General features: G+C 66.1%; 13 protein-coding genes and 1 pseudogene. 6 read left to right on the forward strand and 8 right to left on the reverse strand.

Translation table 11 applies throughout. The annotated features are described in order from the left end of the window. Positions 1–296 precede the first annotated feature (296 nt). Together AC1DES_RS18720 and AC1DES_RS18725 are read left to right on the forward strand one after the other, a co-directional pair. Positions 297–1,508 carry a molybdopterin-dependent oxidoreductase gene (locus tag AC1DES_RS18720; protein ID WP_476897205.1) on the forward strand — a complete coding sequence of 404 codons (1,212 nt, stop codon included), beginning with the start codon at positions 297–299 and terminating at the stop codon, positions 1,506–1,508. Between the two features lie 86 nt (positions 1,509–1,594). Further along, positions 1,595–2,023, forward strand: coding sequence for a hypothetical protein (locus tag AC1DES_RS18725; RefSeq protein WP_476897206.1), 429 nt, complete (start codon positions 1,595–1,597; stop codon positions 2,021–2,023). A 683-nt stretch (positions 2,024–2,706) separates the two neighbouring features. Here the strand turns inward: AC1DES_RS18725 and AC1DES_RS18730 are convergent. The 5 genes and pseudogenes from AC1DES_RS18730 to AC1DES_RS18750 form a co-directional block, all read right to left on the reverse strand. Further along, positions 2,707–3,297: a molybdopterin-dependent oxidoreductase gene (locus tag AC1DES_RS18730; protein WP_476897207.1), complete on the reverse strand. Its 591-nt coding sequence runs from the start codon at positions 3,295–3,297 to the stop codon at positions 2,707–2,709. A gap of 70 nt (positions 3,298–3,367) precedes the next feature. After that, complete coding sequence (locus tag AC1DES_RS18735) at positions 3,368–3,775, reverse strand: hypothetical protein (protein ID WP_476897216.1); 408 nt, start codon at positions 3,773–3,775, stop codon at positions 3,368–3,370. Positions 3,776–3,967: 192 nt separating this feature from the next. After that, a pseudogene (locus AC1DES_RS18740) lies at positions 3,968–4,282 on the reverse strand (helix-turn-helix domain-containing protein); the annotation flags it as partial. A 105-nt stretch (positions 4,283–4,387) separates the two neighbouring features. After that, positions 4,388–5,377, reverse strand: coding sequence for an LLM class flavin-dependent oxidoreductase (locus AC1DES_RS18745; RefSeq protein WP_476897208.1), 990 nt, complete (start codon positions 5,375–5,377; stop codon positions 4,388–4,390). Positions 5,378–5,490: 113 nt separating this feature from the next. Further along, the gene (locus AC1DES_RS18750; RefSeq protein WP_476897209.1) at positions 5,491–6,186 is read right to left on the reverse strand and encodes a glycoside hydrolase family 25 domain-containing protein; all 696 of its coding nucleotides are present in this window, start codon (positions 6,184–6,186) and stop codon (positions 5,491–5,493) included. A 199-nt stretch (positions 6,187–6,385) separates the two neighbouring features. On the opposite strand from AC1DES_RS18750, the gene AC1DES_RS18755 reads away from it, so the two are divergent. The 4 genes from AC1DES_RS18755 (at position 6,386) to AC1DES_RS18770 (ending at position 10,974) form a co-directional block, all read left to right on the forward strand. Beyond that, positions 6,386–7,255 carry an aldo/keto reductase gene (locus tag AC1DES_RS18755; RefSeq protein WP_476897210.1) on the forward strand — a complete coding sequence of 290 codons (870 nt, stop codon included), beginning with the start codon at positions 6,386–6,388 and terminating at the stop codon, positions 7,253–7,255. A 76-nt stretch (positions 7,256–7,331) separates the two neighbouring features. Then, positions 7,332–8,033 (forward strand): type 1 glutamine amidotransferase domain-containing protein, encoded by a 702-nt coding sequence (locus AC1DES_RS18760; protein ID WP_476897211.1) that lies wholly within the window; start codon positions 7,332–7,334, stop codon positions 8,031–8,033. A 71-nt stretch (positions 8,034–8,104) separates the two neighbouring features. Beyond that, positions 8,105–9,829: a helicase HerA-like domain-containing protein gene (locus AC1DES_RS18765; protein WP_476897212.1), complete on the forward strand. Its 1,725-nt coding sequence runs from the start codon at positions 8,105–8,107 to the stop codon at positions 9,827–9,829. 152 nt (positions 9,830–9,981) lie between these two features. Beyond that, positions 9,982–10,974 (forward strand): hypothetical protein, encoded by a 993-nt coding sequence (locus tag AC1DES_RS18770; protein ID WP_476897213.1) that lies wholly within the window; start codon positions 9,982–9,984, stop codon positions 10,972–10,974. 86 nt (positions 10,975–11,060) lie between these two features. Here AC1DES_RS18770 and AC1DES_RS18775 read toward each other — a convergent pair whose 3' ends face one another. From AC1DES_RS18775 to AC1DES_RS18785, 3 genes are all read right to left on the reverse strand, one after another. Beyond that, entirely contained in the window at positions 11,061–13,022 is a 1,962-nt protein-coding gene (locus tag AC1DES_RS18775; RefSeq protein ID WP_476897214.1) for an NHL domain-containing thioredoxin family protein, read from the reverse strand. Continuing rightward, positions 13,022–15,241, reverse strand: coding sequence for a bifunctional copper resistance protein CopD/cytochrome c oxidase assembly protein (locus AC1DES_RS18780; protein ID WP_476897215.1), 2,220 nt, complete (start codon positions 15,239–15,241; stop codon positions 13,022–13,024). Before AC1DES_RS18780 ends, AC1DES_RS18775 begins: the two co-directional genes overlap by 1 nt. A gap of 84 nt (positions 15,242–15,325) precedes the next feature. Then, positions 15,326–15,613 carry an HU family DNA-binding protein gene (locus AC1DES_RS18785; RefSeq protein ID WP_011776355.1) on the reverse strand — a complete coding sequence of 96 codons (288 nt, stop codon included), beginning with the start codon at positions 15,611–15,613 and terminating at the stop codon, positions 15,326–15,328. Positions 15,614–16,129 lie beyond the last annotated feature (516 nt).

The raw sequence follows: 16,129 nt of genomic DNA on the forward strand, positions 1-16,129 counted from the left end.
CGACACCGCCGCCGGCCTGCTGAACAAGACCTTCAAGACCGACGCCGTGAAAGCCGACATGCTCGTCGGCATCGCCAAAATCACCGTCAACACCAAGTAACACCGCCAAGACCTGCCGGAAGCATGGTCTGCACCGGCAGAAACGTGCCACGGCCCCTCAGGGTCCGTGGCACGTTTTGCGTCGCTCTTCCGCCCGGGGGTCCTTCACCCGGTCGAAAGCAGCTCCGCCGTCGCCTTCCAGTAATTTTCGGAGTTTGCCAGCCCCGCCTGATCCTGAATAGTGGTGTGATGTAAGCATGAAAAGGCCCGACCCGCAGAGACTGACGAAGGCCCTCGCCGCCCGGTTTGCCTCCCCGACGCGGAGCACCCGGCTCACGGTCGTCCTGGGCCGTTGGCTCGGTCTGAGTTTCACGGTATGTTTCCTGACCGGGTTGTTCAGCCACGGGCTGCAGAATCCGCCCTCCTGGATGTTCTTCCCCACCAGCCCCGCCTGGATCTACCAGCTCACGCAGGGGATCCATGTCACCACCGGGATCGCGTCAATTCCGCTGCTGTTGGCCAAGCTGTGGTCCGTGTATCCGGAGCTGCTCAAGTGGCCGCCGGTCAATTCGGTCGCCCACGGCCTCGAACGTGCCTCGATCGCCCTGTTCATCGCCTCCTCCCTCCTTCAGCTGACAACCGGGCTGATCAATACCTACAAGTGGTATCCCTGGCCCTTCCCTTTCCGCGAGACCCACTACTGGATGGCATGGGTCATCTGGGGATCCCTGCTGCTGCACATCGGCGTGAAACTTCCGGCCATCATGGCTCACTGGAGCAGGCGTGCCATCGAGGCTTCTCCGCTGATCGGTCCTGCGGCCGGCGCTCGCGACGACGCCACTGACGGCACGCCGGTCGCCGCTGCAACGCCGGGCCGGTGGTCCAGGCGGGCCTTCCTTACCGGGGTCGGGGCGGGCACGGCGGCGCTCGTACTCACCACCGCCGGACAATCTTTTTCCTGGCTCGGCCCCCTGAACCTGTTTGCCCCCCGCAAAATGGGTACCGGCCCGCAATCCGTCCCGGTCAACCGGACCGCCAACGACGCGAAGGTGGCCGCTCTTGCCCGCGCGGGCGACTGGTCCCTGACGGTCACCCACCAGGGAACCAGCAGGAAGTTCAGCCTGGCGGAACTCCGGGCGTTCCCGCAGACTGCTCAGGAACTCCCGATCGCCTGCGTAGAGGGCTGGAGCCAGATGGCCCAATGGCGCGGTGTGACGATGAGGGACCTGCTCGGTGCTGTCGGGGCACCGCCGGATTCGGCGTTGCGCGTGACCAGTCTTGAACCAGAGGGTGCGTACAGACTCATGTCCATGCCGGCGGAATACGCCCAAGACGAACGGACACTCGTGGCGCTGGAACTCAACGGCGCCGTCCTGGACCTTGACCACGGCTATCCCGCTAGGATCATTGCCCCCGGACGCCCCGGCGTCCTTCAAACCAAATGGCTCCAGTCCCTGGAGGTCCTGTGAACCCGCCCAAGGCAAACGCGCCCCTGACTCCCGACCGATCCCTCAAGAGAACCGCAACCGTTAAAGCAGTCAGGATAACCCTCGGCGTGGCAGGTGCCGGCCTCATCGGCTACGGCCTCCTGGGCCTCCCCACCCAGCTCGGCCCCACCCAGCTGCTGGGGCTGCTGACGTGGCTCGCCGCCGCCATCGCGCTGCACGACGGCGTCGTTGTGCCACTGTCCACCCTGGCCGGTGCCGGACTGACCCGCCTGGGTTCCGGATTGCGGCCCATCTCCGCCGCAGTGCTGCGCGGGGCCCTCATGACAGGGGCTGTAGTCACCCTCATCACCGGGATTCTGCTGAAGGCACAGTCAGAGGCCCGCAACACCAGCGTCCTCGAGGCCGACTACGCAGGTCACCTATTCTGGTTCTGGACGATTCTCACTATCGCAGCCGCGGCCGCGATCTACGCCTGTGAACGTTCCGGAACCCCAGATCCAATCACTCCCGACAAGCGACAAAAGACACAGTCCTGACGCGGCACCGGCGTCACCGCACAGCGGGCCGCCAGCCCGTCGCCTCGGCTCCCCCTGCATCGACGCGGAGGCGCAGCACCGGCATCTGCCAAGCGACTGGAAAATGTATCCGACGAAATCGATCTTGCGTTCTGATCTACGCTCACCGTCAACAAACAAGCAGGGTGGAAGATTCGGGGTTTGTGGCCAGCATTCGTGAGCTCGCTGGCCACAACGATCCGTCGCGCGACGGCGTGCTGGGCTTGTGCTGTGGAAATCCTGCGTACAACCTGGTGAGGCCGGCCCACCCAGCAACGGGTCGGCCGGCCCCGGCAGCGGGCCTGGACCTGGCATATCACGGCCTCTTCTGACGTTCGGTCGACGTATGCGCATCTGAGAATTCCGTCTGATTCGCCGGTGTGGGCTCTGGCTGTCAACCCGGCCCTTAGCCATGGTAAACGTGAGGAACGTCAGGGCCGCCGCGCCTCCGCCCGCGATGATCAGATCGACTGCCGCTAGCCGAAAATTCGTGGTCGTTGTTGTAGCCGCCGATGTCAGAGAAGTCTTCGACGAACTCGATCCCTTTGATCCATTTGACCATCTTGAAACCGAGCTCGGTCTCGTTCCCAGTCGCAGCGGTGCCCCGTGGCCGAACGACACGGGTTGATCGTTCATGTCGCAGGCGAGCATCGTCAGGTGGTAGCTCATCTGCTCAATGGGTTGCGCGTCATAGTACAGACCGCCCTCAGGGCCGAGGGCAAGGAGTAGAAGATCACCCACTTGGCCTCCGGTTTCGGCTCGACGGTATCGATGATTGTTTGCATGGACACCCCGCCCCATTTCGCGATTCCGGACCAGCCCTGGATGCCGAAGTGCTGGGTGACCTGCTCATGATGCGCCAGGCCCCTCAACTGCTCCAGGGTGAGCTCCACCGGGTTTTCGACAAGACCGTTGATCAGGAGCCTGTAGTCGGCGAAGTTGCCGGCCTGGAGCTGCCTGCACTCGTCCGTGTCGGGGTAATTGCCGTTATGCCAGAAATACGGGGAGATGTCCTTCTGGGTGTACTGACCGGGTGTCGAGTCGATGTGCTCGAAGAGGCTTTGCACGGGCCCGATGAGGGCAAATCCGGCCTTCTGCACGACGCGCGGGTGCCGGTAAGCGAACGGGGTGGCGGCCACCCAGCCGACGATCACCACGATCATCGACGCCGCGAAGATCCAGAACCCGGTCCACGATTCCGTGTTCTGGGCTGCATACATGTGGTTCAGGTTCCGGAGGATTCCGGTGGTGATCACGAGGGCGACATGCCAAGGCCCGTGATGAGGGCCAGCGGGGCGGCGAGGAAGACGGTGGCGAAATACGCGATCAGCTGCAGGCTGTTGTAGTTGTTCCACCGTTCTCGACCGGCCATTCCAAGGACAGGTATTGGATCATCACGGAGATCGAGTTCGGGATCACGTCCCAGCGCATCGGAACCAGGCGCATCCATTGCCCGGTGGCGAACAGAAGGACGTAGAAGACAATTCCGTTGACCAACCATAAGGTGTCGATGCCCAGGTGCCACCAGCGGGCCAGCCCCATGGAATGCCGGCGCCCCGGCAGACCGACCCCGACCGGCAGGGTAATCGAGTCCTCTTTGGCCGTGTAGAACGGGTTCCCCGGGACCGGCTTCTGGACCCGGAACCAGTCCCTGCCCGGGGTGGAGTGCCTGGTCCAGTACAGCCGAGGATGATCCGCCAGGATGGTCGCCCCGGAACGGATCATGAAGATCATGAAAAACAGGTTTAAAAAGTGCTGCCATCCCAGCCACGCCGGAAATCCTACGGGTGCGCCACCGGACAGCTCGGACATGCCTGGACACCCGCAGGGAGCCCTTTGATTCCTTTCGCGACGGCGACCCCTACCAGCAGCAACAGCAGCCCGATCGGGATCAGCCCGAGCAGATTGAACCACTTCTGACCGACCCGTGGAACGGGCCAGGTGCAGGTGGGCCGCGATGCGGTGGGGACCCCAGCGGCGGGTGAACCTCAGCGCCACGATCCGCCGCTCGGTCCGGACACCGGTGCGGTTCGGGCTCCGGCGCGGCCGCGAGGACACGTCCGCCATGCCGGCCTCGCCGCAGGTGAGGTACCGGTCTGTCCATTTCTTCGCTGTCGCCGGTGAGCATTGGAAGCGTTCCGCGGCCCGCCGCAGCGTCCAGCCATCCTCGAGGACCAGACGGGCGAGTTTCGCCCTTGCCTTAGGTGTGAGGTCGGCGTTGGCATGGGTAACGTAGGACACGAGGGCCTCCTGGCGTCGAGATGAGTGTGGTAACCCAAATCGATACCGGAGGCCCTCACCCTTTACATCACGCCACGCTGTTCACAACGTCCGTGGGAATTACACCTAGGCCGCCACGAGCCCTGCGACGTCGGCCAGGAGTTCCACAGAGCGCAGCCGCGCAGCCGTCCCGGTACTCTGGTGCGCCACGATCAGCTCGTCGGCGTCGGCGTGGGCCGTGAACCCGTCGAGGTATTCCAGGACGGCGTCCGGAGTGCCGACGGCCGAGTATTTCATCATCTGCGCCATGTGCTGGCCCTGCGGCGAGTCCAGGATCATGTCCGCTTCGTCGTCGCTGAACACCCGGCCGTTGCCGAAGAACAGCGAGACGCGTGCCCGCTTGGTGGCCTGGAACATCGCCTGGGCCTCCGCGGCCGAGTCAGCGGCAATGACGTTGACGCCGGCGATCACGTACGGGGCGTCGAGCTGCGCGGAGGGCCGGAATTCGCGGCGGTAGGTGGCCACCGCGTCCTGCAGGGCACTGGGTGCGAAGTGTGACGCGAAGGCGTATGGCAGGCCCAGCTGGGCGGCCAGCCTGGCGCCGAACAGGGAAGAACCCAGAATGTACAGCGGCACGTTGGTACCCTTGCCCGGGGTGGCCTCCACGCCCGGGATGCGGGTGGGGCCCGTCAGGTAGCCCTGGAGCTCCAGCACGTCCTGCGGGAAGCTGTCCGCCGACATCGGATCACGGCGCAGGGCGCGCAGGGTGTTCTGGTCGCTGCCCGGCGCCCGCCCCAGGCCCAGGTCGATCCGCCCCGGGTGCAGGGTTTCGAGCGTGCCGAATTGCTCGGCAATCGTCAGCGGCGAGTGGTTCGGCAGCATGACGCCGCCGGCGCCAAGGCGGATGTTCTCGGTGTGGGCTGCGATGTGGGCAATCAGCACGCTCGTAGCAGACGAAGCGATCGAGGACATGTTGTGGTGCTCGGCGTACCAGATCCGCCGGTAGCCGCGCTCTTCGGCGAGCTGCGCCATGGCCACGCTTCCGGCGAAGCTTTCTGCCGCCGTCTGCCCGGGGCCGATGGTTGCGAGGTCAAGGATGGAAAGCGGAACAGTCACGTGAAAAGCCGGCCTTTCGTAGCGGAGCAGTATTTTGGTCAACCACGGAAGGCCCCGGGATATTTCAGCGGCTGCCGCAGGACGGCGCGGCCCCGGCCGGAAATGTCAGCGGATCAGGGGCACGAGACGTCGTAGTCGAGCCCGCCGGAAACGTATTGGGTCATCGACACGCGACTGCCGGGGGTGAGCCCGGACAGGGCGCAGTTCGACTTGGCGCCGGTCGCCGACCGCGCACCCGCCAGCCAGCTCGGCACGCCCGCCAGCGGGCTCCCCGCAGGAACGGAACCGGCAATCTGTCCCCATTGGCTGCCGGTGGAGTAAATGCCGACGCGGGCCCCGATACCCGTGAAGTAGGCGGTCATGCCTTCGAGGTCGGCGATGTTGGCTGCCTTGTCGGCCTGCCAGGTGTTGCCGGTTTCCACATCGAGCCACCAGCGGTACGACGCCGGATTGCTCACCCCGCGCAGCTGGGCGTCGTCGTACGCTTTCGCGTAGCCGTACATGTAGGAGCAGGCCTTGAAGTCCTTGCTTGCGCAGTCGCCGTAGGGATTGGCCACGTGCGCGCCCATATAGGTGTTCGAGGTGGGCCACCACGATCCTTGCAGCCCGGGGTTGGCGGTGTTGACGTAGAGCGCGACGCTGGGTTGTGACGTCACTGCGGGATCTTTCGCCGTGGACGCCCACGCCAGTTCCGCCCCGAGGCAGGGGTTCGTGGTGTTGGCGAGGCCGTTGTTCACGCCGACAATGGCGAAGGCCGGTTGCTTCGGAAGCGTCGTGCCGCACTGCGGCCAGGACACATCGATACCCACAGGCTCTAATGGGCGCGCAGAGGCGGCCGAGGCCGGCCCGCCGCCCAGCAGGGCGAGGCCCAGGGTCGCAGCAACTGGCAGTACCGTCCGAAACAGTGATGTGGCCATGCCAAAGTCTACGACCGCAGCATCCGGGCGGCTATCCTCGCGGCGCATGTCCGGATGGAATACTCAGCACCCTTAGGGTGTTGGACCCCCTATGACCCCTGACAACTCACAGCATCCGGAATCATCCGCCACGATCGATCTGAAGGATTTGGGAACTGTCCACCGGCTGGGCTTCGGTGCGATGCGCATCGTCGGCGACGGAGTTTGGGGCGAGCCGGCAGACCGGGGCGCCGCCATCGCCGTCGTACGCCGCGCCGTCGAGCGGGGCGTCGACTTCATTGACACCGCCGATTCCTACGGACCCAACATCAGCGAAGAAATCCTCGCCGAGGCGCTGCATCCGTACAAGCAGGGCCTGAAGATTGCCACCAAGGTGGGATTCACCCGCACCGGGCCCAACGTCTGGGTGCCGCTGGGCCGCGCCGAATACCTGCGCCAGCAAACCGAGCTGAGCCTGCGCAAGCTCAAGGTGGACTCGCTGGATCTGCTGCAGCTGCACCGGATCGACCCCAAAGTCGACCCGGAGGAACAGTTCACCGTTCTCCGCGACCTGCAGAAAGAGGGCAAGGTCAAAGCCCTGGGCCTGTCGCAGGTGAGCGTTGCGGAGCTTGAGGAAGCCGGAAAGTACTTCACCGTCTCCACCGTGCAGAACCGCTACAACCTGACGGACCGCAGTTCCGAGGACGTGCTGGACTACGCCGGGAAGAACGGCATCGGCTTCATTCCGTGGGCCCCGATTTCCGCCGGTGAGCTGGCCCGGCCGGGCGGTCCGCTTGACGAGGCGGCGAAGCGGCTGGGCGCCACGACTTCCCAGGTCGCCCTCGCATGGCTGCTGCGCCGGTCCCCTGTCATGATGCCGATCCCCGGCACCGGCTCCGTCAAGCACCTCGAAGAGAATCTGGCTGCCGCAGGCGTCGTCCTCGATGACGCCACCTACGCGGAACTCGAAGCGGCCCGCTAAACCGCGCCGTTACCCACATTTCACCTTATCCACCGTCCGCCGGGTCCGATGGCCCCGGCAGAACAGGAGCAGCACTATGGCTAACATTCTGATGGTCGTCTCGGCAGCAGATTCCCTTACGATGCGCGACGGCAGCGAACACCCCACCGGGTACTGGGCCGAGGAGCTCGTGGTCGCCCACAAGACCCTGCTCGGCGCAGGCCACACCGTCCATATCGCCACTCCGGGCGGCAAGAAGCCCACGGCGGATGAGGTGAGCCTCGCGGCCGAATCCGCCGGCGGGCAGGACCGTGCGGACGGCTTCCGCCGCTACATCGACTCCCTCGACGCCGAGCTGTCCGCCCCGCTGGTGCTCGCCGGCACCGACGCCTCCGCCTACGACGCCGTGGTGATGCCGGGCGGCCACGGGCCGATGACGGACCTCTACCAGGACGCTGACCTCGGCCGACTGCTGGTCGCCCTCAACAACGCCGGCAAGATCATTGCCCCCTTCTGCCACGGCCCGGCCGGCCTGCTCAGCGCGACGGACGACGACGGCACGTTCGCCTTCGCGGGGCGCCGCCTCACCGTGTTCACGGATGAGGAGGAGCTCAACGGCGGCACTGGCCCGAACACCCCGTGGTTCGTCGAGGACGTCCTGAAGGAGAAAGGCGCCACCGTTGAGAACGGCCCCGCCTGGACCTCCAACGTCGTCCGGGACGGCAACCTCATCACCGGCCAGAACCCGCAGTCCAGCGAGGACGTGGCCAAGGAAGTGCTCAAGGCCCTCGCCGAATAGCGGCGAATAGCGCGACCGAAAATACTGCCTTAGCCGGGTCCGGGAGCGCCGGACCCGGCTAAGCTGTCGCCATGGCCATCAAATCCACTGCAGATAGAGTCGCCACCATCCAGAAGGGGTACACCCTCGAGGGCCCCACCATCGAGCTGGGAGCCGCGATCATCGACGGCGAACTCCATAAGGAGGCCCCCGTCCGCCTGCCGCTGGCGATGATGAACCGGCACGGCCTGGTGGCCGGCGCGACCGGCACCGGCAAGACCGTCACCCTGCACATGATGGCCGAGCAACTGTCCACCGCGGGCGTGCCGGTGTTCCTGGCTGACATCAAAGGCGATCTCTCGGGACTGGCCACGGCCGCCACCGGCAGCGAAAAACTCCTGGCACGTACGGAGAGCATCGGCCAGCCCTGGTCCGGCAAGACCTTCCCGGTGGAATTCCTGGCCCTCGGCGGCGACGGCCATGGCATCCCGGTCCGCGCCACCATCACATCCTTCGGCCCCATCCTGCTTTCGCGCGTGATGGAACTGAACGAGACCCAGGAATCCAGCCTGCAGCTGGTCTTCCATTTCGCGGACAAGAACAATCTTGAGCTGATCGACCTCAAAGATCTGCGGGCCGTCATCTCGTTCCTGACCTCGGCGGAAGGAAAGGACGAACTCGAGGAACTCGGCGGGCTCTCCAAGGCAACCGCCGGCGTCATCCTGCGTGAACTCATCACCCTTGAAGCGCAGGGAATGGAAAAGTTCTTCGGCGAGCCGGAGTTCAAGACCGCCGAACTGCTGCGCACGGCCCCGGACGGGCGCGGCATCGTGAGCTGCCTTGAACTGCCCACGCTGCAAACCAAGCCCATGCTGTTCTCCACGTTCCTGATGTGGCTGCTCGCGGACCTCTTCGAGGACCTGCCGGAGGCCGGCGACCTCGACAAGCCCAAGCTCGTGTTCTTCCTGGACGAGGCACACCTGCTGTTCAGCGGCGCCTCCAAGGCATTCCTGGATGCGATCACCACCACCGTGCGGCTGATCCGGTCCAAAGGTGTCGGCATCTTCTTCGTGACCCAGACCCCCAAGGATGTCCCGGCCGAAGTCCTGGGGCAGCTGGCCAACCGTGTGCAGCACGCCCTCCGCGCCTACACTCCCGAGGACGCCAAAGCCCTCAAGGCGACAGTCTCCACGTTCCCCCTCAGTGACTACGACCTTGAGGAGACCCTGACCTCGGCCGGCATCGGCGAGGCCGTCATCACCGTGATGAATGAAAAGGGCGCGCCGACGCCCGTTGCCCTGACCCGGCTCCGAGCCCCGGAATCCGTCATGGGCCCGAGTGAGGACGCGCTCATTGCCAGCACCGTGGCCGATTCCGCCCTGCTCGCCAAGTACGGCACGGCCGTGGACAACATTTCCGCCTACGAGAAGATCACGGGCAACGCGGCGTCGGCGGCAAGTGCAGCCACTCCGGCCGGCGTTCCCGGCGGCCGGGGCGGCGAAGACTCGGGGGGCGCCCTTAATCCCAGCACCGTCGACGCCGACGCGCGGCGCATCGAGGAAGAAATCCTGGGCCGTCCCAGCAGCCGGCCCGTCCCGCCGCCCGAACAGGGACCGACCGCGGAGCGCCCGCGGTCCCAACGGGCCCCGCAAGACGGGCAGCAGGAGGGTGGCGGCATGGTCGGCGACCTTGCCGGAGCCCTGGGCGGTGCGCTGGGCGGAGGCCTCAAAAGCATGGCCAGATCATTGGGGACCCAGCTGGGCCGGGAGCTGCTCCGCGGGGTCTTCGGCACCTCATCCAAGAGCCGCCGCCGCTAGCTGTACAGCTAGCGCGCCCACGCCCCGGACCACAGCGGCGGGCTGCGCCGTCGGGCCTGCACCTGCCCCGGCAGGTGCAGTACCGCGCGTCACACCCGTCGCCAGTGAAACGTGGTTTCCTGCGGTGTGCAGGTAACGTATGGACCGTGCAGATGAGTCAGGCGTTGGTCAGGATCGCAGCAGGTTGGCTGCTGGGCCTGATGCTTGCCGTGGCCGGTGCCGTGGTTTCGATCAACCTGGTGAACGGCTCTATCGCGGGTCCCCAGCAGCCCGTGCGCGAATATCTTTCCGCCCTGCAGAAGGGCGAAGGCGAAAAGGCGCTCGGCCTCCTGCACGCCTCTGTGCCGCAAAGCAATGCCGCGATGCTGGATGGAACGGCGCTGCAGACCGCTGCCGCGCGGATCACGGACGTGAAGTTCGGCGACGCGCAGGACCGCGGCGGGAACCAGGTGATGGTGCCGATTGACTACACCATCGACGGCAGCCGGTTGCACACCGAGTTCCTGCTCGAGAGTTCGGGAACGGAGTGGCTGTTCTTCCACAAGTGGTCCTTCGTCCCGGCTGCGCTGCCGGTGCTGGACGTCACCGTGGTCAATTCCAACGAGGCCACCCTCAACGGTGTGCCGGTGAACATGCCCAACGGCCGCAACTCCTTCGCAGTCTTTTACCCGGGCGAGTACGAGGCATCCCTGAATGGCCAGTACTTCTCCGCCGCTCCCACCCGGGCCACCCTGGCCGGACGGGACGTGCCCCCGGCACCGCTGAACCTGCTGACAAAGGCTACGGATGCGCTGAAGAACGCCGTCAGCGGCAAGGTCAAGGAGTTCCTGGATTCCTGCGCCGACGAGGCCGACAAACAGCAGAAGCTCCAGCCCGCCTGCCCGTTCTACCACGCCACCAACAACCGGGTCGTTGACGGCACCATCGACTGGAGCATCTCCGAATACCCCACGGTAAGCATCGAACCCTTTGGCGGCCGCTGGGTCGTGGCACCGCTGGACGGCAAGGCCCGGATCAAGGCCCGGCAGGTGGATCTGTTCACGGGCGCCGCCACGGACATCAACGCGGTCCACGATTTCAGTTTCACCACACGGCTGGACATCGACGGCGACACGGTCAAGCTCACGCCACTGCTGAACTACTGAGCCGCCCGGCCCGGGAACAGCGTCGGGGATTCCCCACCTTCGGAGGTCCCGGCCGGCAGACTCTTGACCAGCGTCGGCGCAGCCGCCTAGTCCATTCCGCGCAGGTCCAGCACGAGTTCGGTGTCGCCGTCGGCCTGGAGCAGGACCGGAATTCCCCAGTCCTGCTGGTACAGGTGGCACGCAGCATGGTCGGGGATCTCGCCGTCCCCGGTCTCAGGGCCGTCGCAGGCCGCGGCGCGGGCCGTGATGTGCAGGACACCCTCCGGAACCGCTGAGGAGAGCTCCAGCGTGCGGCGCAGCCCCACGGATGTTCCTCCGCCGGAGAGCAACAGCTCCGGCGGCGTGGAGGAGATCTTCAGCTGGGTCGGATCGCCCCAGCGGTCGTCCAGCTTTTGCCCGGTCGGGGCGGTGAAGCGCACGGTCAGCTCCAGCGGCCCGGGCGCCACGGGGCTCTTGGGCCGGTGAGTCTGTGCGGCGCCCTCGTCCACCTGCTGGGCTTCCTTCGGGATGGGCACGTAAACCAGCTGGTGCTTGTTGGCCTCGACCACCACCAGCAGCGGCTCGGCACCGGCAACGTGCGTGTGGTCCACAATCACGTCGGAGGGTTCCGACAGGCCCCGCGCAAGTGTCGAGACGGTACCCGAGGCGGGGTCATAGCGGCGCACCGCACCGTTGTAGGTATCGGCGATCGCCACGGAACCGTCCGGCAGCACAGTGACTCCGAGCGGATGCTGCAGCCGTGCCTCGCTCGCCTTTCCGTCACGGAAACCGAAGTCGAACAGACCCTTGCCGACGGCGGACTCGACGGTGACGATCCCGCCGTCGCCGATTACCAGCTTGCGCAGGGCGGAGGTCTCAGAGTCGGCGACCCAGACATTGCCGTCAGCGTCCTCGGCGAGGCCGGAGGGCTGGGCGAACCATGCCTCGGCGGCGGGGCCGTCCAGCAGTCCTTCCAGTCCGTTGCCGGCAATGATGGCCACGGCGCCGGAGCGGGGGTCAAAGCTGAAGATCTGGTGCACGCCGGCCATCGCCACCACCACGGCGTTGAGCTTGGTGGACCAGACCACGTCCCACGGCGAGCTCAGCGAAACCTGCAAGGGATCCGCCTCCAGCCGTGCACCGAAGGCGGCGCCTTCCTCGTCGACCCGTGCCGGGCCTGTCTCGAGGAGCCGCTGCACGCCGTTGCCAGCCAGGGTCCGGACTGCTCCGTCCGCGAGCGAAAGGCCCCGCAGCCGGTGGTTCACGGAGTCGGCAACCACGACGTCGTACCCAGCCTCGGCGGCCACGTCGTCCGGGAGCAGGACCAGGCCCTGAGGTTCGTTGAAGCGGGAGGCTGCGGCGTTGCCGTCGGCGTGGCCCTTTTCACCGGAGCCGTAGGTCCCCAGCACGGTCTGGAAGTCGGTGGAGAGTTCCACGAGGCGGTGGTGGCCGGTGTCGGTGACCAGCCAGGAGCCGGCGTCCGCGGCGGTTCCGACGCCGCGACCGGGGGGCAGGAAGAGGGCTTTTCCCGGGAACCGCAGGGTGCCGGACGTCGGTTCCGGTGCCACGTAAGGTCCGTTGCCGCGGTGCAGGGTGCCCTTGGCTTCGTGTTCGGCGATCAACTCGGGGATGAGCACGGCGAGACCGTCAGCGTGCCCCTCACCGGAAAGGTGCGCCACGATGTAGCCCTCGGGGTCGATGACCACCAGGGTGGGCCAGGCGCGGGCCGTGTAGGCCTTCCAGGTGTCGAGCTCGGGGTCGTCCAGAACCGGGTGGCGGATCTCGTAGCGTTCCACGGCCGCGGCCAGGGCCACCGGATCCGCCTCGTGCTCGAACTTCGGCGAATGCACACCGACTGTCACCAGGACGTCCGAGTACTGCTGCTCGAGCGGGCGGAGTTCGTCCAGCACGTGCAGGCAGTTGATGCAGCAGAAAGTCCAGAAGTCCAGCAGCACGATCTTGCCGCGCAAGGATTCGAGGTCCAGGGATTTGCCACCGGTATTCAGCCAGTTCCGGCCCACGAGTTCGGAGGCCCGGACCCGGAGGTGGGTGCGTACGGTTTCGGTCATCAGCGTCCTTCCAGCTTTGAATTGCGTTCGTCAAGCTTGGCGTCGCGCTCGGCCAGCTTGGCAAACATATCGTTGTAAGCACTGAGATCGGCGTCGTTATTCCTGTCCGCCGCCCGGTCGGTGCGCTTGGACTCGCGCGCATCGGAGCGCGACCACATGACGGCGACGCCGATCGCCACCAGTAGCGTGGGCACCTCCCCGATGCCCCAGGCCACGGCGCCGCCCATCTGCTGGTCCAGCAAAGCCGACGGGCCCCAGGTCCGGCCAAGGTTTCCGAAGTAGTCCGCGGCCAGCAGCCCTGTCCCGCCCATGATGGAGACTCCGAAGAAGGCATGGAAGCCCATGGTCGCCAGCAGGAGCAGCAGCCGCATGGGGTAGGGCGCACGCCGCGGCAGCGGATCGGTCCCGATCATCGTGAGCACGAAAATGTAGCCGGTGAGCGCGAAGTGCAGGTTCATCAGTTCGTGGCCCACGTGGTCGCGCATGGCGTAGCCGAACGCATCCGAGTAGTAGAACAGGACGATCGAGCCGGCAAAGTTGGCGGCGGCGAACAGCGGGTGCGTCACGAGCTGGGAGAACTTCGACTGCACGAAGATGAGCAGCCATTCGCGGGGCCCGCGGGAGCTGTCCCGCCGCGGCGTCAGCGCGCGCAGCGCCAGCGTCACGGGCGCGCCAAGGACCAGGAAGATGGGGGCCACCATGGTCAGGGCCATGTGGTCCACCATGTGCGCTGAGAACAGGACACGGCCGTAGACCGATGGCGGCCCCGAAGTGACGTAGGTCAGGACGGCCAGCCCAATCACCCAGTTCACGGAACGGAACCAAGGCCAGGGGTCCCCTCGCTGCAGCACCTTCCAAACGCCGAGGAAGTACGCCACCAGGCCGAAAAGTGCGACGGCGACCCAGAGCCAGTCGAGCCGCCATTCCGTGAGCCAGCGCGCCGGTGTGAGTTCCGGCGGCAGTTCATAGCCGGAGAGAATGAAAGCGGGGGACGCATCGGGCGCCAGGGTCGTGGGCTGCGGAGGCGCCGAGCGGCCCAGCGCGACGGCGATTCCCGAGGTCGCGCCCATGATAAGCAGCTCCACCAGCACCAGTTGCCACAGGACGCGGCGTGCAGAGCGGCCGGCGCTCCGGTTTCCGAGCTGCGGCATGACCCAGCGGCGGTGCATGAGACCTATGCCGCCCAGCACGACCGTGGCCGCGGCCTTGGCGAGAATGAGCTGGCCGTAAGCCGAGCCGAAGAGGTCGCCCCAGTTCGTGACGCGGATGCTGGCGTTGACAATGCCGGAGGCGAAGACCAGCACGAAGGCGAAGCCCGCCAGAGAAGAGAACCGGCGGACCGTTGGCTCGGTGATGTCCGTGTTGCCTGTACCGGCGCCACCGCCGTTTCTGCCGGCGCCGCCCAGGATCCCGGAGAGCAGTGCCAGCATGATGATGCCACCCACCCAAGCCGACACGCCCACCAGGTGCAGCCCGAGCGAGTTGATGGCGCCTTCGTGATCGCTCGAGCTGGACGAGTGGCCGATCAGTGCTGCTGGAACCAGCCCGACGACGGCGAGCAGCAGGGTTAGTGCGAGTCCGCCGCGGGAGCGGACGCCAAACAACGCAGTGGTCACGACGGCCGCGATGATGACCACGGTCAGCCAGGCACGGCCCGTTTCGATGTCCGTCATGAAGTAGACCAACGACTTCGTGAACTGGGAATCCCCGGAGATCCCCTGGCCGGCGATGTCAGCATAGCCCAGCACCAGCACCGCGATAGCGGACAGGGTCCAGGCAGCGCCGGCGGCGGCGGCCACAGCCAGCGTGCGCGTGAAGGCTGGATGATCGGGGGCACCCCGGTCCTTGGACCGCGAGCCGTGGTGGCTCCGCGGCAGGATTCCGACGGCGAAGATCAGGCCGCCGATCACGGTGGCCAGGGAGACGTTGTGAACGGCTTTGCTGATCGGCAGGCCCCAGCGGACCAAAGCGCCGGGATCAGAGACCGCACGCGCGGCGGCCGCGCCGGAAAAGAGGAGCGCCGCACATAGGCCCACGAACAGCGCGGCAAGGCCAGCGAGCTGCCAGGGCCCGGGAATCCCACCCGGACCGATGCCGGGGCCCCGTGCCCCGCCTGTGGGTTGGGGAGCTGCGGCTACGGGACGGGGATTTACTGCAGAAGGCACACGTCCATTGTCCGCTACGCCTGCCGGGTCGGCGAATCGGCGGGACAACCGCATGGAAGTCCCAGGGACGCCAGGGCCGCTTAACGCAAAGGAGCGGCCACCCTGTGGTGGCCGCTCCTTTCAAGCGCTTGAAGAAGGCTACTTCTTCTTGGCGACTGCAGCCTTCAGCTTGGAGCCGGCGGTCAGCTTGACGCTGTGGCCAGCGGCGATCTGGATGGTCTCGCCGGTCTGGGGGTTGCGGCCCGTGCGAGCTGCACGGTCGGTGCGCTCCACTGCGAGCCAGCCCGGGATGGTGATCTTCTCGCCCGCGGCGACAGAGGTCTCGAAAACCTCGAACAGTGCGTCGAGCACGGAGTTGACTGCTGCCTGGCTGGTGCCGGCCTTGCCTGCTACCTCTGCAACAAGTTCACTACGGTTCTTAGCCATTTATGTCCTCCTGGACTTTCATGATTTCTGGAGCCTGCACACGGCATGCGTACAAGCCACTCTTCGAAAACTTACCAGCTTGCCGCGCAAGAGGTGGCAAATTCCGCGTGTTTTCGGTCTTTTTCGGGGAAAATCACGGAAAACCGCGGCTTTCGACGCCGAATTTCGCCATCAGCGGACACTCGATCACCGTGGGCAGGATTCGAGGCGGCGGTCGCGCGAGCCCGACGGGGTCCGCGGCGGCCGTGACCCGTCTTTCCTGCTGTCTACGACGGGCGGTGCGTGGGGGCCCCACGGCCGCCGTCTGAACGAACCGGGTGCTGAATGAGTGTGCAGGACGTGGGGAAGGGCCGCGCGGTGGGCTGCAGGGTCCCGGTGTTCCGGACGCGCTGCTGGCCTGCTGTCAGCGTTTGGGTGGTTAAAGCGGGAGAGCCTCCAACCTGGTGGTTGGAGGCTCTCGACCTAATGGTTGTCCGGCGGTGACCTACTCTCCCACACCCTCCCGGGTGCAGTACC

The organism is Arthrobacter sp. 05T442 (assembly GCF_056395945.1).